The sequence below is a fragment of the Delftia deserti genome, from assembly GCF_042653485.1.
Lineage (GTDB): Bacteria > Pseudomonadota > Gammaproteobacteria > Burkholderiales > Burkholderiaceae_C > Comamonas > Comamonas acidovorans.
In genome coordinates, this window is sequence record NZ_JBHSIH010000001.1 from 4,833,594 (window position 1) to 4,852,522 (window position 18,929).

Annotated in this window: 15 protein-coding genes and 1 riboswitch; of the genes, 11 read left to right on the plus strand and 4 right to left on the minus strand. The window is 70.8% G+C overall.

Annotated elements, in window-relative coordinates; translation table 11 throughout:
- Positions 1-360: 360 nt before the first annotated feature.
- Positions 361-1,293: a diacylglycerol kinase catalytic domain-containing protein gene (locus tag ACFPFG_RS23070; protein WP_312374360.1), complete on the minus strand. Its 933-nt coding sequence runs from the start codon at positions 1,291-1,293 to the stop codon at positions 361-363.
- Positions 1,280-2,353 carry an SPFH domain-containing protein gene (locus ACFPFG_RS23075; RefSeq protein WP_380108410.1) on the minus strand — a complete coding sequence of 358 codons (1,074 nt, stop codon included), beginning with the start codon at positions 2,351-2,353 and terminating at the stop codon, positions 1,280-1,282. The genes ACFPFG_RS23070 and ACFPFG_RS23075 overlap by 14 nt, the downstream gene beginning before the upstream one ends.
- 87 nt (positions 2,354-2,440) lie before the next feature.
- Between ACFPFG_RS23075 and ACFPFG_RS23080 the strand changes: the two genes are divergently transcribed.
- Positions 2,441-3,175 carry an NUDIX hydrolase gene (locus tag ACFPFG_RS23080; protein WP_380108412.1) on the plus strand — a complete coding sequence of 245 codons (735 nt, stop codon included), beginning with the start codon at positions 2,441-2,443 and terminating at the stop codon, positions 3,173-3,175.
- 39 nt (positions 3,176-3,214) lie between these two features.
- On the opposite strand, the gene ACFPFG_RS23085 is transcribed toward ACFPFG_RS23080, so the two are convergent.
- Positions 3,215-4,180, minus strand: coding sequence for a threo-3-hydroxy-L-aspartate ammonia-lyase (locus ACFPFG_RS23085; RefSeq protein WP_183019627.1), 966 nt, complete (start codon positions 4,178-4,180; stop codon positions 3,215-3,217).
- A gap of 35 nt (positions 4,181-4,215) precedes the next feature.
- Positions 4,216-4,857, minus strand: a complete 642-nt coding sequence (locus ACFPFG_RS23090) for a helix-turn-helix transcriptional regulator (protein WP_183019626.1) — start codon at positions 4,855-4,857, stop codon at positions 4,216-4,218.
- A 66-nt stretch (positions 4,858-4,923) separates the two neighbouring features.
- Here ACFPFG_RS23090 and ACFPFG_RS23095 point away from each other — a divergent pair, with 66 nt between their 5' ends.
- From ACFPFG_RS23095 to ACFPFG_RS23140, 10 genes are all read left to right on the plus strand, one after another.
- Positions 4,924-5,409, plus strand: coding sequence for a YbaK/prolyl-tRNA synthetase associated domain-containing protein (locus tag ACFPFG_RS23095; RefSeq protein WP_183019625.1), 486 nt, complete (start codon positions 4,924-4,926; stop codon positions 5,407-5,409).
- Between the two features lie 102 nt (positions 5,410-5,511).
- Positions 5,512-6,402, plus strand: coding sequence for a CHAD domain-containing protein (locus ACFPFG_RS23100; protein WP_183019624.1), 891 nt, complete (start codon positions 5,512-5,514; stop codon positions 6,400-6,402).
- A gap of 38 nt (positions 6,403-6,440) precedes the next feature.
- Positions 6,441-6,725, plus strand: a riboswitch (cobalamin riboswitch).
- A 129-nt stretch (positions 6,726-6,854) separates the two neighbouring features.
- Positions 6,855-9,095 (plus strand): TonB-dependent receptor, encoded by a 2,241-nt coding sequence (locus ACFPFG_RS23105; RefSeq protein ID WP_380108415.1) that lies wholly within the window; start codon positions 6,855-6,857, stop codon positions 9,093-9,095.
- Positions 9,096-9,105: 10 nt separating this feature from the next.
- Positions 9,106-10,047, plus strand: coding sequence for an ABC transporter substrate-binding protein (locus tag ACFPFG_RS23110; RefSeq protein ID WP_380108417.1), 942 nt, complete (start codon positions 9,106-9,108; stop codon positions 10,045-10,047).
- Positions 10,044-11,066, plus strand: a complete 1,023-nt coding sequence (locus tag ACFPFG_RS23115; RefSeq protein WP_183019621.1) for a FecCD family ABC transporter permease — start codon at positions 10,044-10,046, stop codon at positions 11,064-11,066. Before ACFPFG_RS23110 ends, ACFPFG_RS23115 begins: the two co-directional genes overlap by 4 nt.
- The gene (locus ACFPFG_RS23120; RefSeq protein WP_380108419.1) at positions 11,063-11,830 is read left to right on the plus strand and encodes an ABC transporter ATP-binding protein; all 768 of its coding nucleotides are present in this window, start codon (positions 11,063-11,065) and stop codon (positions 11,828-11,830) included. The genes ACFPFG_RS23115 and ACFPFG_RS23120 overlap by 4 nt, the downstream gene beginning before the upstream one ends.
- A 4-nt stretch (positions 11,831-11,834) precedes the next feature.
- On the plus strand, positions 11,835-12,857 hold the full coding sequence (locus ACFPFG_RS23125) for an LLM class flavin-dependent oxidoreductase (RefSeq protein ID WP_380108421.1): 1,023 nt from the start codon (positions 11,835-11,837) through the stop codon (positions 12,855-12,857).
- Positions 12,858-12,885: 28 nt separating this feature from the next.
- The gene (gene cobW / locus ACFPFG_RS23130) at positions 12,886-13,935 is read left to right on the plus strand and encodes a cobalamin biosynthesis protein CobW (RefSeq protein ID WP_012207544.1); all 1,050 of its coding nucleotides are present in this window, start codon (positions 12,886-12,888) and stop codon (positions 13,933-13,935) included.
- A gap of 29 nt (positions 13,936-13,964) precedes the next feature.
- Positions 13,965-17,786 carry a cobaltochelatase subunit CobN gene (gene cobN, locus ACFPFG_RS23135; RefSeq protein ID WP_183019617.1) on the plus strand — a complete coding sequence of 1,274 codons (3,822 nt, stop codon included), beginning with the start codon at positions 13,965-13,967 and terminating at the stop codon, positions 17,784-17,786.
- Positions 17,783-18,928 (plus strand): ATP-binding protein, encoded by a 1,146-nt coding sequence (locus ACFPFG_RS23140; protein WP_380108424.1) that lies wholly within the window; start codon positions 17,783-17,785, stop codon positions 18,926-18,928. The genes cobN and ACFPFG_RS23140 overlap by 4 nt, the downstream gene beginning before the upstream one ends.
- Position 18,929 lies beyond the last annotated feature (1 nt).

Genomic DNA, 18,929 nt, shown 5'->3' on the forward strand with positions numbered 1-18,929 from the left:
GACAAGGATGGGCGCTTGAAAGAAAGAGGCATGTTCCCGATGAATCCCATTGCTGTTGAATGATTTTTCGTAAACACTGGAGGCGGTGGCTGTGTTGCCCTGATTCATTCAGGATGGATCAAGAAAAGAACAAGGGATATCGAGTGATTTGATGGATGGCCCTTGAAGATTCTTTAATCTATGTCGAAGATGGGGGCGGTGCAATCAGGCTGGTCTGATAGTGAGTCATGGCCTGGGTCAGGGCAGGGGCAGGGCCGCCCATGCCCCGCTGTCAAGATGAAGTCCGGGCCGCCGAACCGGCCATGGTCCAGTGCGTGAGGGCCGATGGCCGGGCGGCAGATTGCTGCAGGTGCCGGTCCATCACACCACCAGGCAGCCCTGCCGGTCCGACAGGCCGATGGTGGCCTGCATGCCCGCCGTGAACTGCAGGTAGTCGGCCTCCATGCCGTCCGAGAAGATGACGCCATGGTCGGGCATGCGCGAGCGCAGGGTCAGCGGCTGGCCGGCGGTGACCTGGCCGTAGACCAGTTCGGCCGTGGAAGAGCGGCTGGGAAAGGGCTCGCGCACGGCGAAGTCCAGGCGTGGCGCATCCCAGGCGAAGGGCTGGTAGTCGAAGTCGGTGGACGCGCCGCGCACGGCGCGGGCAATGCCCAGGGAACCCGTGACGATGCTCTTGATCCAGGCCGACGAGCCCAGTCCCGTGGCGACGATGAGGCCGGAGGACGACTGGGACTCCTGCCGCTCGCCCAGTGCGATGTCGTACAGGGCCGAGGTATGGCTGCGCGGGCCGATGAACAGGTCGTTGGCGGCGCGCAGCACCTGGCCGTCGCTCAGGCGCGCCTCGGCCAGGGTGACGGCGCGCGTGGGGCGGCGGCCCGCTGCCACGTCGCCCAGCAGGGCGGCCAGGTCGGCGGGGGCGAAGGGCAGCAGCAGGCCGTCCCAGCGCGCGGGCTCCGGGTTGACGCCGATGAGCGGCTGGCCGTCCAGGTATTTCATGGTGTTGGCCACCATGCCGTCCTGGCCCAGCGCCACCACGATGTCGTCGGCGCCGAAGACGAAGTTGGGCACCAGGGCGCGGTCCACGATCTGGTAGCGGCCTCTGGCCTCCAGCGCCTGCACCACGGCCTGGAGGGCGGCGGCGTAGGCGGCGCTTTCGCGCAGGTAGTCGCCGAAGTCGGCACCCAGGTGCTCGATGTAGAAGCGCGCCTGGGACAGCGTGTGGTACCTGGCCACCAGCTCATCGAGCCGCGTGCGCCGCACCACCAGCACGGTCTTGCGTTCATTGGCGTTCACGGCGGCTCCTTGCGGGTTCGGGATCGGGCACGGCGGCTGCATGGCCTGCACCGGCACCCATGAGCGACTGCAGCAGCTCGGGCGAGACATTGAGCTGGCCTATGCGCTCGGCCTTCTCGGCAATGCCGCCAAAGGCCTGGGCGATGAGCTGGCCCGGCTGCATGCCCACGGCGGCCAGCGATTGCACGATGCGCGGGTCGGCCTTCTCCAGGGCCTGCATGACGGCGCCCACGCGGTAGGCCTCGGCCTCGGCCAGGGTGCGGCTGTTGGCGGCCTGGCCTTCGACGAAGTCGCGGCGGCTGGTCTCCAGCGCCACGTCGGCGGACATCTGTTCGGCGCGCAGCTCGTTTTCCTTGCGCATCTGGGCGGCCTTGGCTTCCAGCTGGGCGTCGCGGATCTGGCGCTTTTTCCTCTCCACGGCCACATCGGTATCGAGCTCGTTCTGGCGGATGGCGCGCTCGTTTTCCACGGCGGCCATGCGGCGGGCATAGACGGCGTCATCGGCGGCCTTGAGGTTGGATTCGCGCGCCTCGGCTTCCAGGGCGCGGGCGATGTCGGGCGTGGGTTTGACGGCCATGACCGAGACGCCCAGGATCTCCAGCCCCAGGGCCGCGATCTCGGGCTGGGCGGCCAGCTCCTGCTGGGCCGTGCGCGCAATGAGTGCCGAGGAGCGCAGTGCCTGCTTGAGCTCCAGCGCCTGCACGGCCTGCTGGATGATGACCTCGGCCTGCATGGTCACGCGGTCGCCCAGGCGCTGCGGGTCTTCGGACATGTATTTCTGGCCGTCGCGCGCCAGGGAGAAGTCCATCAGCGTGGCGGTCTGGCGCGGTGTGCTGATGCGGTAGGTGACCTGGCCCTGCACCGTGACGCTCTGGAAGTCGGCCGTGACCAGCTCCAGCATGAAGTGGCAGTCCTGGCTGCCCACGGGCACGGCGACCAGGGTGGTGGTGGGCGCGTAGTAGAAGAAGGACTGGCCCGCACCCTCGCGCACCACCTTGCCGGCGCGGAACTGCATGAGGTGGACCGTGGGTTGGGACTTGATGAAACGGATGCCGAACATGGTGCTTCTCCTTTAAGTTGTTCTGTACAACTCGTATGGGTTGCATAGTGCAACTTAAAATCCTGCACGTCAAGCACAATCCATCCCATGGCCGAAAAAAACTCCCCATCCCAGCAGGGCGCGCTGGACTTCCCGCGCCCGTTCACCACGGTGGACGTGGTCATCTTCACGGTGGCCGACGATGCCCTGCAGGTGCTGCTGGTGCAGCGCCCCACGGCGGGCAGCGAGCCGTTTCCGGGGCTGTGGGCGCTGCCTGGCGGCTTTGTGGATGTGGGGCAGGACGCAGACCTGCTGGCCTGCGCGCGGCGCAAGCTGCTGGACAAGACGGGCGTGGACAGCCCCTACCTGGAGCAGTTGGGAAGCTGGGGCGGCGCGGCGCGCGACCCGCGTGGCTGGTCGGCCACGCATGTGTATTTCGCGCTGATCCCGGGGCACGACCTGATCCTGGCCAAGGGCGCGAATGCGGCCGATGTGTCGTGGTTTGCCGTCGATGAACTGTTGCGCGAGCCTGCGCTGGCCTTCGACCACGGCGAGATCCTGCGCGCAGCGGTGGAGCGGCTGCGGGGCAAGGTGGAATACACCTCGCTGCCGGCCTTTCTGCTGCCCGAGCCCTTCACGCTGCCGCAGCTGCAGCAGGCCTACGAGGTGGTGCTGGGCCGCCCGGTGGACAAGAGCGGTTTTCGCACGCGCATGATGGCGGCCGGCTTTCTGGTGGAGGCCGGCCAGGTGGAGGGCACGTCACGCCGCCCCGCCATGGGCTATCGGCTGGCCAACCGCAGCGCGCCCGTGGTGTTCCCGCGTACCTTCAGTCCCAGGGGCTGAGCCGGCAATCGGTCAGGCGCTTCAGGTGCTTCAGGCGCTTCAGTTGCCCAGCAGGCTGCAAAAGCGCTGCATGTCCACGTTGCCGCCGCTCAGGATGATGCCCACGCGGCAGCCGTGCAGCTCTTCGCCCCTGTGGCGCGCGGCGGCCAGTCCCAGGCAGCCGGTGGGCTCGGCCACGAGCTTCATGCGCGTGGCCAGGAAGCCCATGGCATCGACCAGTTCGGCATCGCTGGCGGTGAGGATGTCGGTCACGTCGCGCTGGATGATGGGGAAGGTGATGCCGCCCAGGTGCTGGGTCTGGGCGCCGTCGGCAATGGTCCTGGGCGTTTCGATGTGGACGATGCGGCCCGCGCGCAGCGACTGCTGGCCGTCGTTGCCGGCCTCGGGCTCCACGCCGTAGAGCGCGCAGTCGGGGCTGAGCGCGCGCGTGGACAGGGCGGTGCCCGACAGCAGGCCGCCGCCGCCCAGCGGCACGAACAGGGCGTCCAGCGGGCCGGTTTCCTCGAACAGTTCCTTGGCGGCCGTGCCCTGGCCGGCCAGCACGTCGGCATGGTCGTAGGGCGGGATCAGGGTCAGGCCGTGGCGCTCGGCCAGGTCGCGGCCGACCTGCTCGCGGTCTTCGGTATAGCGGTCGTAGACCACCACCTGGCCGCCATAGCCCTTGGTGGCCGCCACCTTGGCGGCGGGCGCGTCGTGCGGCATGACGATGGTGGCGGGAATCTCCAGCAGCCGCGCGGCCAGGGCGATGGCCTGGGCATGGTTGCCCGAGGAAAAGGCCACCACGCCGGCCTTGCGCTGCGCGGGGCTGAAGCGCGACAGGGCGTTGAAGGCACCGCGGAACTTGAAGGCGCCCATGCGCTGCAGGTTCTCGCACTTCAGAAAGACGCGGGCGCCCAGCGCCTCGTCCAGCGTGCGCGAGGTGAGCACGGGCGTGCGGTGGGCATGGCCCTGGATGCGCCGGGCCGCCGCGGCCACGTCGTCATAGGTGGGAAGAAGGCTTGTCATCGGTAGCGGAGAAAGAGATGTGGATCGGGAGTGGCCTACTTGGCGTAGCTGTAGACCGTGGCGCGCGACACGCCCAGGTGGGCGGCAATGGTCTCCATGGAGCGGCGCACATCGAGCAGGCCGGCGCCCTTGAGTTCGCGGACCAGGGCGCGGCGCTCCTCGGGCTTGAGGGCGCGCGGCGTGGTCGCCAGGCGGGCCGCGAACTGGTCGATGCGGGCGCGCACCGTGTCGGCGCCTGCGCCGGCGCCCGTGGGGTCCAGCATTTCGCGCGCCGGGGTGTCGCCGCTGACGGCGGCAAAGCGGTTGAGCATGCCCTGGAAGCCCTGGAACATCGTCAGGTCCACATTCATGCACAGGGCGGCGATGTAGCGGCCCTCGGAATCGCGTATGCCGATGGACGTGCTCTTGGCCTGGCGGCCGTCGGCGAACTGGTTGGGATAGTTGGCGATGACCTGTTCGAAGCCGGGGTCCAGGATGCGCGCCAGTCCCAGCTCCGTCGCGCCCTGGCCGACCTCGCGGCCCGACAGGTTGTTGTGGATGGCCAGCACCGCATGGGAAGGGTCGAGCAGGTCATGCACCACCACCTCGCAGAACGGGGCGAAGGTCTGGCCCAGGCCTTCGGCGATCTGGGCCACCTGCTCCAGCAGCTGGCGCTGTTCGGGGGTTCGTTCGTTCATATTGGACATTTTGTTTTTAATTGGACAAAATGTCAAAACCCAGATGACTTCTTTGTGCTTTCCACCATGTTCGACACCCTTGTAGACCTGCTGCAATCCCAGGGCGCGCGTTTTCGCGTGCTGGAACATCCGGCCGAAGGCCGCTCCGACCTGGTCGCCGAAATCCGGGGCACGGCGCCCGGCCAGGGCGCCAAGGCCATGCTCTGCAAGAGCCGCGACGCGGCAGACAGCGCGCAGCTGTTTCTTGCCGTGCTGCCCGGCGACCGCAAGCTGGACTTCAAGCGCCTGGCCCAGGCCGTGGGCGTGCGCAAGGCCACGCTGGCCTCGCCCGAGGAGGCCCGGGCCGCCACGGGCTGCGTGATGGGATCGGTGCCGCCGTTCTCCTTCAACCCGCAGGTGCGCCTGGTGGTGGACCCGGCCCTGGTCGAGCGCTTTGGCGAGATCGCCTTCAACGCGGGCCGGCTGGACCGCTCCATCGTGCTGGACTCGGCCGACTATGTGCGCATTGCCCGGCCCGTGCTGCACAGCCTGAGCGGGAATGGCGCCGATTGAGCCCGGAGTGCGCCCGGATTGAACCCGGATTGAACCCGGATTGACCCTGGCGCGGGGCTGCGCCCACAATCGTCGGCAACGTCCACATCTCCTTGCCTGACCATGTCCACCCCTGCGAAGCAGCACCCTGACCGGCCCGATGCGGCCGGCTTTGTGCGTGCGGCGCTGACTGCTGCCCTGGCCCAGGCGCAGTCGCATCTGGCGGTTTTGGAGGGCGGTGGCAGCGATGCCGAGACCATCCACCAGCTGCGCGTGGCCCTGCGGCGCCTGCGCACCGTGCTGCGCGAATGCGCGGGGCTGGCGCCCGGCATGCGCGCCGAATGGGATGAGCCCCTGGCCCGGGCCTTTGCGCAGCTTGGCACGCTGCGCGACGCCGGCACCCTGGCCGACGTGGTGCGGCCGCTGCTGCAGGACGCCCATGCGCCCCTGTGCGAATGGACCGTGCCAGCTGCCGGGCAGGCCGACGCGGCCGCCGCGGTGCGCGAGCCGCAGTTCCTGCAGACGCTGGCCGAGATCCATGCGCTGGCGCAGGCACCCGCAGGAAAGCGGCAGCCCGGCCTGGCCAGCCTGTCTGCCGCAGGCACGCGCAAGTACCTGGTGCGGCGCCTGCAGCGCCTGCACCGCCAGGTGCTGCGCGATGGCCGGCACTTCGACCGCCTGCCGCTGGCGCAGCAGCACCGCGTGCGCAAGCGGCTCAAGCGCCTGCGCTACCTGGCGGACTTTGCGCAGGAATTCGCGCCCGGAATGTGGCCCGGCAAAAAGGGCCGGCGCTTTGCCGAGGCGCTGGTGCCCGCCCAGGACGCGCTGGGGCTGCACAACGACATGGCCGTGGCGGCCGCGCATTTCCATGCCGAGGCCGGCACGGACCCGCGCGCCTGGTTCGCCGCCGGCTACCTGCAGGCCCGCCTGGCCACCAGCGCGCGCAGCAGCCGCCGCGCGCTGCGGGCGCTGGCCCGCGTGCCGGGCTTCTGGGCTGGGCGCCATCAGCGATAATCCGCCGCTGGCGCGCCGGCGCGGTCCCTGGGCCGTGGCGGTGCGCTGTTGCTGAAGGTGCCCCATGCCGTTCGCCGGCCAGGGGTTCAACGGGAAGCAGGTGCGCGATGCCATCGAGATGGCCGCTCGCAATGCCTGCGCTGCCCCCGCAACGGTCAGCGGAATACAACTCCCCACGCTGGCGCGCCACCCACGGGTCACGCGCCGCAAGCCACTGTGTCCTCCTCGGGCATGGGAAGGCGGGGATGCCTGCCGCAGCGCGCCCATGATGCGCGCCGCAGCGTTCCGCAAGCCCGGATACCGGCCTTCTGCATTGCTTTCGGACGCCGCGGGAGTGCGCCTGTCCGGTCCGGCCCCAGCCTGCGCTGCCGTGGCCGGCTCCGGCGTGCGCGCTGTGCGGCGTGGTTCAGACGATAGGCCCCGCGGGTGAGTGGGGCAGTTGGGTTCAACGCATGCGCTTCGCTTCTTCGGCCGCCGATTCCTCCGGCCTTCTCTCTGTTCTTCCTCTTGTCTCCAGCCTGCGGCCCGCAGCGGCCGCCGTCCTGCTGGCCAGCTGCGCTGCAGCGGCCGGCGCCGCGCAGGAGCCGGCTTCCGGGCGATCCACGGACTCCGCCGACGATGCGCTGGATGCGGTCTTCGTGACCGCCACCGCGCGGCCCGAGGCGCGCAGCCGCATCGCGGGCACCACGCAGACCATCGACCGCGAGGCCATAGAGCGCTCCAGCGCGCGCTCGGTCACCGACCTGCTGGCCGAGAACGCCGTGGGCTTTCTCAGCGAATGGACGGCGGCCCAGACCTCGATGAACCTGCGCGGCGCCTCCACCGACGGCCAGGGGCGCGACTTCCGCAGCCAGGTGCTGGTGCTGGTCAACGGCCGGCGCGCGGGCACGGCCAACCTGTCCAAGCTCAGCCCCTCGGATGTGGAGCGCATCGAGATCGTGCGCGGCCCGTCCTCGGTGATCTACGGCAGCCAGGCCATGGGCGGGGTGGTCAACATCATCATGAAGAACGGAGCTACGGCGCCTGGCACGCGCGCCCAGGTCCAGGCCGGTTCATGGGACCTGTGGCGCACCGATGCGCAGACGGCCGGCGCCAATGACCGCTTCGACTGGTACTTCGGCGTGAGCGCAGGCGGGCGCGGCGACTACGAGTCGGGCGATGGCGGCACGCGCATGGAGAACACGGGCTGGAAGCGGCGCGGCGCCAGCGGCGCCCTGGGCTGGCAGCTGCACGAGCTGCACCGCGTGGAGCTGCAGCTGCGCACGGACGGCATCTACAACGCGGGCTTTCGCGGATCGGGCGCCAATATCCACAGCCGCGACAACCGCAGCAACCGCTCGCTGGACCTGACCTACGAGGGCGCACTGCCCGGCCAGCGCCTGAGCTGGACGACCCACCTCTACAGCCTGGTCGATACCGATGAGTTCAACTGGGCATCGCCCGTGATCCGCTCGGGCAACAGCGCCGTGCCCGGCACGGCGCGCGACTACAACCACCGCCAGCTGGACGCCACGGGCCTGCGCTTTCAGCCGCGCCTGCGTGTCAGCCAGACCAATGACCTGCTGATGGGCTTTGACTGGGAGCGCAGCAAGCTGCGCTCCGACCGCCTGCGCGTGGCCATGCCGGGCGGCCCCGCGGGCCAGGTCGCGCCCTACGACAACAACCAGACCGAGCAGGTGCATGCGCTGTACTTCGAGGACGCGCAGACCCTGCTTGATGATCGCCTGACCCTGCGTGCCGGCCTGCGCAAGACCTGGGGCACGACGCGTTTCGACGATACGCCCAACCTGGCCCTGGCCCAGGCCAGCACGCGCGACTACGACAACCACACCTGGTCGGCCGGCGCCACCTGGAAGGCCACGGACCGGCTCACGCTGCGCGCCGCGGCCTCCACGGGTTTCCGCGCGCCCACGGCCACCGAGCTGGCCTCGGACTTCACGGCCGTCGGCGGTGGCCGCACCTTCGGCAACCCCAACCTCAAGCCCGAGACCAGCCGCCAGATCGAGGTCGGCGCCGCGCTGCAGCAGCCCGGCTGGCGCGTGGATGCGGCCCTGTTCCAGAACACCATCAGCGACCGCATCATCACCGTCTCGCGCGGGGCCACGACCAACACCTCGGACTACGCCAACAACGCGGCCGACATCGTGGCGCGCGGCCTGGAAATGCAGGCCGACATGGACCTGGCGCGGGCGCTGGACCTGACGGGCCACCAGCTCAAGGCCTGGGCTGGCGGCTACTACCACTTCAGCATGCGGGACAAGGGCTCGGCCGCCTCCGCCAATACCGACAAGGTGCAGCGCATGTACCGCTACGAGGCCTCGGCCGGCGTGCGCTACGGGCGCGGCAGCGGGCGGCTGCAGGGCGACTGGAGCCTGCAGCTGTCCACGCTGCTGCGCGGTCCCATGTGGTACGACACGGAAGAGGCGCTGCTCATCCCGCAGGGCGAGCCCAGCAGCACCTTCATCCACCGCAAGGGCGCCTTCACCATCTGGAACCTGCGCGCCGACTACCGCGTGTCGCCGGGCGTCAAGCTGTTCGCGGCCGTCAACAACCTGTTCGACCTGAACCGCCATCCCATCTTCATCGCGCTGGACCGTGCGCCCTGCATCGCCAACCCGGCGTACCAGAACGGCGGCTGCGGAACGTCGATGGCGGGCCGCGAACTCATGGTCGGCCTGCAGGCGGAGTTTTGAGGACCATGGCATGAGGCAATCCAGCACCACGCGCCGCCAGTTGCTGCGCCAGGGCGCGGCGGCGGCCCTGGCCTGCGGCCTGCCCGCGGCCTGGGCCGACACCGTCGCTGCAGGCGGGCCGGTGGTGCTGCAGGATGCGCTGGGCCGGCGCGTGGAGATTGCCGCGCCGCCGCAGCGCATCGTCTCCATCTTTGCCTCCAACACCGAGCTGGTGGCCGCGCTGGGCCTGCTGGACCGCGTGGTGGGCGTGGAGGATTTCACGCGCTTTCCGCCGGGCGTGGAGCGCATTCCCAAGGTGGGCGGGCGGCTGGGGTTCTCGGTGGACGCCGTGGTGGCGCGCCAGCCGGACCTGGTCATCGTCACGCCCGCGCGCCAGGCGGCGCACCAGCTGGTCGATCCCATGGAGCGCATCGGCGTGCCGGTGATGGTGCTGCTCAGCCGCTCGCTGGCCGAGGTGATGGACAACCTGCGCCTGGTGGCCCGCGCCACGGGCGTGCAGGCGCGCGGCCAGGCGCTGGCCACGGCGCAGGAAGCGCGGCTGCTGCGCGTGGACCGGCAGGTGGCCGGCCAGCCCCGGCCGCGTGCCCTCATGGTCACGGGCCGGCTGGGCAACGGCATGCTGCTGGCGGCCCGGCCGGGCACCTATACGGGCGAGGCCATGGTGCGCGCGGGCGCTTCGTTCGCGCTGGACGGCCTGGGCACCGTGCCCCAGGTCTCGCCCGAGGCCGTGCTGGCCGCCGACCCCGACGTGCTGCTGTTCGCAGGCACCCAGGAGGCCATGCAGGACCTGATCGGCCAGCGCGGCTGGCGCGACCTGCGCGCCGTGCGCGGCGGCCGGGCCACCACGGTGGCGCGTGCCGAGTTCCTGATTCCCGGGCCGCGCACCTTTGGCGGCGTGGAAAAACTCTCGCGCTGGCTGCACCCTGCGGCCTGGGCCGGGGAGGCCGCATGAATTTCCTTTCATATCCACCCGCGTGGCGCCCCTGGGCCGGTGCGGTCCTGCTGCTGCTGGCCAGCCTGTTGCTGGCCGCCTGCGCGGGCCACCAATGGGCCAGCCCGGCCGACCTGCTGGCCGCGCTGGGCGGCGAAGACAGCCTGCGCAGCCGGCTGCTGCTGCAGTGGCGCGTGCCGCGCGTGCTGGCGGCCGCCCTGGTGGGCGCGCTGCTGGGCCTGTCGGGCGCCATCTTCCAGGGTGTGTTCCGCAATCCGCTGGCCGAGCCCTATCTGCTGGGCGCCTCGGGCGGCGCGGCGCTGGGGGCGACTGTCGCCTTGCTGGTTCCCATGCATTTATTGTTCGGCCTGCCCCAGGCATGGACGCTGCCCGTGCTGGCCTTTGCGGGCGCCTGGGGATCGACCGTGCTGGTGCTGGCCGTCTCGCGCGTGGCCGGTGCCACCGATGCGGCCGGCATGCTGCTGGCCGGCGTGGCGCTGGCGGCCGTGCTGGGCGCGCTGCGCTCGTTCCTGATGCTGGCGCTGTCCGATGAGACGGTGAGCCTGCAGGTGGTGCTCAGCTGGGTGCTGGGCGGCATACAGACGCCGTCCTGGAGCGGGCTGGGCCTGCTGGCCGGCGCCTCACTGGCCTGCCTGGCCGGGGCCATGGCGCTGGCGCGCGGACTGGACCTGCTGGGCCTGGGTGCCGATGCGGCCCAGGGCTTCGGCCTGGACGTGGCGCGCTTCACGCCGCTGGCCGTGCTGGCCGGCTCGCTGGTGGTGGCCGTGGCCGTGGCCTATGGCGGGTTGGTGGCCTTCGTGGGGCTGGCTGCGCCGCACATCGCGCGCTGGATGGCGGGCCCGCTGCACCGCGCGGCCCTGCCGGCGTCGGCGCTCACGGGCGCCATCATCGTCACGCTGGCCGACGCCATTGCGCGCAGCGTGCTGCCGCCGGCCGAGATCCCGCTGGGCCTGGTCACGGCCGTGGCGGGCGGGCCCTTCTTCATCGTGCTGCTGGCGCGCAGGCTGAGGTCCGCATGAACGATCAAGCCATGGACGACGCTGTGCCATGCCTGAAGGCCCGGTCCCTCACGCTGCGCCGCCGTGGCCGCAGCGTGCTCGATGCCGTCTCGCTGCAGCTGCCCGCTTGCGGCGCCGTGGCCCTGGTCGGACCCAATGGCGCAGGCAAGTCCAGCCTGCTGTCCCTGCTGGCGGGGCTGCAGGCGCCTGCATCCGGCAGCGTGCTGCTGGACGGGCAAGACATTGCAACCCTGCCCGTGGCCGAGCGTGCACGCCGCGTGGGCTACATGCCGCAGCGCTTTGCGCCGCACTGGGACCTGACGCTGTCCGAGCTCATGCACATGAGGCTGGCGGGCCGGGGTGATGTCGAGGCGGCCATTGCCGGCGCCGGGCTGCAGGATTTCACGCGCAGGCGCTGGTCCACGCTGTCCGGCGGCGAGCAGGCGCGTGCGCTGCTGGCCACCGTGCTGGCCACCGACCCGCCCGTGCTGCTGGCCGACGAGCCCGGCGCCGCGCTGGACGTGCGCCACCGCCTGGCCCTGGTGCAGGCGCTGGCGCAGCGCGGGCGCGAGCGGCTGGTGCTGGTGGTCATGCATGACCTGGACCTGGCGCTGGCGCACTTCGGGCGCGTCATCGTGCTGGACCAGGGGCGCATTGCGCTCGATGGGGCCCCTGCCGAGCTGCTGCATGCGCCTGGGCTGGATGCCGTCTTCGGCGTGGATTTCGAGCGCATCGACGCACCCCCGCAAACCTTGCTGCGCGCGCGGCTGAAACAGGAGAACTGACCCCATGCGCATCGATCTGGCCGGCTGGACGCGCGACGCCACGCGCGGCGGGCACCGTGAATTCCTGGCGCTGTTCGAGCGCGCCGAGCGCCTGGGTTTCGAAGGCGTGTGGTTCAACGAATTCCGCGTGCCTGATACCGCCTGGCCCTATCCCTCGCCCCTGCTGCTGGCCGCCGCCGTGCTGGCGCGCACCGAGCGGCTGCGCGTGGGCACCTCGGTGCTGGTGCTGCCGCTGCACCATCCGCTGATGCTGGCCGAGGAGATTGCCCAGCTGGACCTGCAAAGCGCGGGCCGCATCGACGTGGGCATAGGGCGGGGCACGGAACCGGCCGCGCTGCGCGCCCTGCAGATCGATGCGGACAGCACGCGCGAGCGCTTCGAGCAGTCCTGCCGCATCCTGGTGGAGGCGCTGTCCGGCAGGCCCATCGCAGCGGGGCAGGGGCCGTGGAGCTTCGAGGACCGGCCCGCCCTGCCTTCGACCGTGCAGCGCCCGCATCCTCCCTTGTATGTGGCCGGCTCCACGGCCGAGACCCTGGGCTTTGCCGTCGATCAGAATCTGCCCCTGCTGCTGAGCCTGGAGCCGCCCGAAGGCATGCAGCTGGAGCGCCTGGAGGCTGCCGCGCAGGAGCGCGGGCGCGATGCCGCCGCGCTGCGCGCGCGCTCATCGCTGGCGCGCTATGTCTGCATCGGTGCCGATGAGGCCGCCGTGCAGGCCCGGCTGGCCACGCTGTGGCCGCAGCTGTACCAGCGCCGCGTGTACTTCGCGGGCAAGCGCGGCGTGCCGGCCGACCAGGTGCCGCCCATCGATGTGCCGCGCGTGCTGGCCGAGCAATTCATCCATGGCACGCCCGGGCAGTGCCATGCGCAGATCACCGCCTTGCGCGAGCGCACGGGCATTGGCCAGCTGCGCTGCGTCTTCAACGCCAACGGCCTGTGGAGCGATGCCCAGGCCCTCGCCGGCATGGAACTGTTTGCGCAGGAGGTTCTCCCTTCATTGCGCAGCGCCTTGCCTTTCGCCACCGTCTGACTTCCTCTTTTTTTCTGGAGACCATCCCATGCAAACCGCCAAGATTCCCGCCACCATCGTCACCGGCTTCCTGGGCAGCGGCAAGACCACGCTGCTGCGCCACATCCTGGACAACGCCGATGGCCGACGCATCGCGGTCATCGTCAACGAGTTCGGCGAGCTGGGCATCGACGGCGAGATCCTCAAGGGCTGCGGCATCGGCTGCGACGACGAGGGCAACGAGCGCGAAGGCGCGCTGTATGAGCTGGCCAACGGCTGCATGTGCTGCACGGTGCAGGAGGAGTTCTTCCCCGTGATGCGCGCGCTGGCCGAGCGCCGCGACCAGATCGATGCCGTGATCATCGAGACCTCGGGCCTGGCCCTGCCCAAGCCCCTGGTCCAGGCCTTCCAGTGGCCCGAGATCGCCAACGTGTTCACCGTGGACGCGGTGGTCACCGTGGTGGACACGCCAGCGGCCGCCAGCGGCCAGTTCGCCGCCAATCCCCAGGCCGTGGACGAGCTGCGCCGCGCCGACCCCAACCTGGACCATGAATCGCCGCTGCACGAACTGTTCGAGGACCAGCTGGGCGCGGCCGACCTGGTGGTGCTCAACAAGACCGACCTGGCCGATGCCGAGGCCCTGGCGCGCGTGACCGCACTGGTGCGCGAGGAGCTGCCGCCCGAGGTCAAGATCGTGCAATCGTCCCAGGGCCGCCTGCCGCTGGACGTGGTGCTGGGCCTGGCCAAGGCGGCCGAGACCACCATCGACCAGCGCGTGAGCCACCATGACCACGACGAGGACCATGACCACGACGACTTCGACTCCTACGTGATCGACCTGCCCGCCGTGGACCGCGACCGCCTGCTGGCCGCGCTGGAGACGCTGGTGGAGCAGCACAGCATCCTGCGCGTCAAGGGCTTTGCCGACATCCCGGGCAAGCCCATGCGCTGGCTGCTGCAGGGCGTGGGCCGCCGCTTCGACCACCACTTCGACCGTGCCTGGCGCGAGGGCGAGCAGCGCGGCACGCGTCTGGTGTTCATCGGGCAAGACCTTGACGAAGCAGCGCTGCGCAAGGGCCTGGAGAATGTGGCCGCCTGACCTTCCGATTCCGCACTGAAACCTGTTCCATGCACCTGCTGTCCACGCGCCCCGGCGGCTTCGTCGAGGACGAGAGCATCGTCACCCGCCTCGACCAGACGCCGGCCGACATCGTCATCCTGAGCTCGGCCGACACCACGCTGGCCCTGCTGTCCTCGGCCGTGGCCGCGCTGGCCGGGGCGTCGGCGGACTTCCCTTCGGTGCGGCTGGCCAATCTGCTGTACCTGCGCCAGCCGGCCTCGCTGGACCTGTATGTGGACGAGGTGCTGCGCCATGCGCGCGTGGTCATCGTGGACCACCTGGGCTCGGAATCGGCCTGGCCCTACGGCATCGAGCAGATCGGCTCGCTGGCGCGCCGCAAGGGGCAGCGCCTGGCCATGTTCTCGGGTGACCTGCAGGAAGACCCGCACCTGCTGGCGCGCAGCACGCTGCCGGCCGCCGCCTGCCGCCAGCTGTGGCAGTACCTGCGTTCGGGCGGCGCGGCCAATGCGCGCGAATTCCTCAAGGCCACCGTCTACCACGGGCTGGACCGGGGCGATGCGCCGCTGCCGCCGCGCACCCTGCCGCAGGCGGCCGTGCACGTGCCGCCTGCGCTGTTCGAGAAGGCCCCCAACCCTGTCCGGCTGCAGGCCCATGACGTGGCCGGCATCGACGACCTGCAGCGCGCCTGGACGCCCGGCGCACCCACCGTGGCCCTGGTGTTCTACCGCTCCCACCTGCTGGCGGGCAATACGGCGGCCTTCGACGCCATGGCCCTGTCGCTGCAGCAGCGCGGCATGAACCCGCTGCCCGTGGCGCTGGACTCGCTCAAGGACCCGCTGTGCCTGGCCACGCTGCGCCAGCTCTGCGAAGACCATGCCGTGCAGCTGGTGCTCAACACCACGGCGTTCTCGGCGCTGGAATCGGGCACGGCCCTGGCCGGCGATGCGCCCGTGCTGCAGGTGATCGCCAGCGGCGGCAACCGCGAGGACTGGTGGGCCGACAGCCAGGGCCTGCGCCCGCGCGACATCGCCATGCAGGTGGTGCTGCCCGAGATGGATGGCCGCATCATCACGCGTGCCATCAGCTTCAAGGGCCTGTCCCACCGCTGCGCCTTCACCCAGGCCGACGTGGTGGCCTACCAGCCCGAGCCCGACCGCGTGGACTTCGTGGCCGACCTGGCCTGGCGCTGGTGCCGCCTGCGCAGCCTGCCCGCGCGCGACAAGCGCCTGGCCCTGGTACTGGCCAACTACCCGGGCAGCGAGGGCCGCATCGGCAGCGGCGTGGGGCTGGATACGCCGGCCTCGGTGATCGCCATCGTGCAGCGCCTGGCCGCCGAAGGGCATGAGCTGGGCGACCCCGCGCAGCTGCCCGCCGATGGCCAGGCGCTGATGCACCTGCTGCAGCAGGGCATTGCCAACGACCCCGCCCAGTGGCCGCTGCGCCCGGCCTGGCAAAGCTATGCGCTGGACGAGTACCTGGCGCGCCTGGCCGCGCTGCCGGACGGCATGGCCGACGCCATTACTGCGCGCTGGGGCGCGCCCGAGGCCGACCCGCTGCTGCGCCAGGGCCGCTTCATGATCGCGGGCCTGCGCCTGGGCCATGTCTTCGTGGGCATACAACCGGCGCGTGCATTGGGAGGCACGGGACTGGGCGCCCAGGACTATGCGAGCTACCACGATGCCGAGCTGGTGCCGCCCCACAGCTACCTGGCCTTCTATTTCTGGCTGCGCGACCGCTTTGCCGTGGACGCCATGGTGCATGTGGGCAAGCACGGCAACCTCGAATGGCTGCCGGGCAAGAGCCTGGCGCTGTCGGGCGCGTGCTGGCCCGATGCCATCCTCGGGCCGCTGCCGCACCTGTACCCCTTCATCGTCAACGATCCCGGCGAAGGCGCCCAGGCCAAGCGCCGCAGCCAGGCCGTGATCATCGACCACCTGATGCCGCCGCTGACGCGCGCCGAAAACCACGGCCCGCTACAGGACCTGGAGCGCCTGGTGGACGAGTACTACGACGCGTTGCTGGTCGATGCGCGGCGCGGCGCGCTGCTGCGCCGCCAGATCCTGGACATCGTGCGCCGCCAGCACCTGGACCAGGAGCTGGACCTGGCGCCCGGTGCCGCCCAGGACGACGATGCCGTGCTCGAACGCATAGACGCCTACCTGTGCGAGCTCAAGGAAACCCAGATCCGCGACGGCCTGCATGTCTTCGGTGCATCGCCGCAGGGCCGCCAGCGCCGCGACACGCTGCTGGCGCTGGCGCGCTTCCCGTCGGACGAAGGCCAGGGCCTGATACAGGCGCTGGCCGCCGACCTGCTGGACAGCCCCGGGTTCGACCCGCTGCGCATGGAGCCTGCACGCCCCTGGACCGGCGCGCGCCCCGCCGCCCTGCAGGCCGTGAGCGACGAGCCCTGGCGCCATGAAGGCGACACGCGCGAGCGCCTGGAGCTGCTGGCGCAGCAGTTGCTGGAGGGCGAGACCGAAGCCCATGACTGGCCGCAGACCCGGGCCGCGCTGGAACAGGTGCATGCCGTGCTGGCGCCCGCGCTGGATGCCTGCGGCGGCGAGGAACTGCGCCAGCTGCTGCGCGGCCTGCAGGGCCGCTTCGTGCCGCCCGGGCCCAGCGGATCGCCCTCGCGCGGGCGGCCCGACGTGCTGCCCACGGGGCGCAATTTCTACACGCTGGACACGCGCGCCATTCCCACCCAGGCTGCCTGGGAGCTGGGCCAGCAGGCCACGCTCAGGCTGCTGGAGCGCTATCTGCAGGAGCATGGCGAGTACCCGCGCACCCTGGGCCTGTCGGTCTGGGGCACGGCCACCATGCGCACGGGTGGCGACGACATCGCCCAGGCCTTTGCGCTGATCGGGGTGCGCCCCAAATGGGCGCCCGGCAGCCAGCGCGTGGTGGACTTCGAGGTGGTGCCGCGCGTGGGCATGGGCCGGCCGCGCGTGGATGTGACGCTGCGCATCTCGGGCTTTTTCCGCGACGCCTTCCCGGGTGCCGTGCAGATGTTCGACGCGGCCGTGCAGGCCGTGGCCGCGCTGGACGAGGACGCCGAGGACAACCCCATACGCGCGCGCATCCTGGCCGAGGCCGAGCAGCTGCAGTCGCAGGGCATGGACGCCGTGCAGGCCCGCCGGCAGGCCGGCTGGCGCGTGTTCGGCGCGCCGCCCGGCCACTATGGATCGGGCCTGGGCGGACTGTTCCAGAGCGGCGACTGGCAGGGCGATGCCGACCTGGCCCAGGCCTACCTGGGCTGGAGCCAGCACGCCTACGGCCAGGACGCCGAGGGCGTGCCCGCAGGAGATGCGCTGCGCCGCCGCCTGGGCGAGCTCGACGTGGTGGCCCACAACCAGGACAGCCGCGAGCACGACATCCTCGACTCGGGCGACTACTTCCAGTTCCAGGGCGGCATGGCCTCGGCCGTGCGCCATCTGTCGGGCCGCCAGCCCGCGCTCTACCACGGCGACCATGCCAACCCGGCCCAGCCGCGCGTGCGCTCGCTCAAGGAGGAGATTGCGCGCGTGGTGCGCTCGCGCGTCACCAATCCCAAGTGGATGGACGGTGCCAAGCGCCACGGCTACAAGGGCGCCTTCGAGATGGCGGCCACGGTGGACTATCTTTTCGGCTTCGACGCCACCACGCAGCAGGTGGGCGACCACCAGTACGCCTTGGTGGCCGACGCCTATGTGCTGGATGCGGCCACGCGCGACTTTCTCGTGCAGCACAATCCGCAGGCCCTGCGCGACATGCTGGAGCGCCTGCTCGAAGCCATGCAGCGCGGCCTGTGGGAGCAGCCCGGCAACTATCGCCAGCAGCTGGAAGACCTGCTGCTGGAACATGAAAACCACCTCGAAGGATTGCGCGGATGACCGCCACCCCTGACCTGGGCGCCGGTGCACAGCCTGCGCTGCCGCCGTTGTTTCCCTTTGCCGCCATCGCGGGCCAGCCCCTGCTGTGCCAGGCGCTGCTGCTGGCCGCCATCGACCCGCAACTGGGCGGCGTGCTGATCGAGGGGCCGCGCGGCACGGCCAAGTCCACGGCCGCGCGTGCGCTGGCCGAGCTTATCGATGCCGCACCCTTCGTCACGCTGCCGCTGGGGGCCTCGCTGGAGCATCTGGCCGGCTCGCTGGACCTGGGCCGGGCCATGGCCGGCCATGCACTCGAATTCGCGCCCGGCCTGCTGGCGCGCGCCCATGGCGGCGTGCTCTATGTGGACGAGATCAACCTGCTGCCCGATGCCCTGGTCGATGTGCTGCTGGATGCCGCCGCCAGCGGCGTCAACGTGGTCGAGCGCGACGGCATCTCGCACCGCCACGCGGCGCGCTTCGTGCTGGTGGGCACCATGAACCCCGAGGAAGGCCAGCTGCGCCCGCAGCTGCTGGACCGCCTGGGCCTGTGCGTGCGCCTGGCCAATGTGGAGGATGCGGCCCAGCGCCAGGCCATCGTGCGCGCGCGCCTGATGTTCGATGCCGATCCCGCGGCCTTCCGCGCCCGGCATGCAGACGCCCAGGCCGCGCTGGCCGCCCAGCTGCGCACGGCGCGCGAGCGGCTGCAGCCGGCCGGCGCGCTGCCCTGGTCCGACGCGGTGCTGCAGGCCGCCGGCACGCTGTGCATTGCCGCCCAGGTGGACGGCCTGCGCGCCGACCTGGTGCTGCTGCGTGCCGCCCGCGCCTGGGCCGCCTGGCTGGGCGATGCCGATGTGGCGCCCGCCCATGTGCAGGCCGTGGCCGAGCTGGTGCTGGTGCACCGCCGCAAGCCGGGGGCGCAGCAGCCACAGCCGCAGCAGCAGCAATCACCAGAGCAAGCGCCATCGAATCCGCCTTCGCAGTCGCCGGCACAAAGCCGGCCGCCTGCAGAATCCACGGCCAACGGTGCAAGCGACAGCCCGCCATCCGAGACTGACTGGGGCGCCATGCCGCCCGAGCCCGTGGGCCTGCTGCGTGTCGCCGTGCCCTCATTGCTGGCCCGCGAGGCCGCAAAGGCGGGAGCGCCCGCCATAAAAAAAGCCTGAG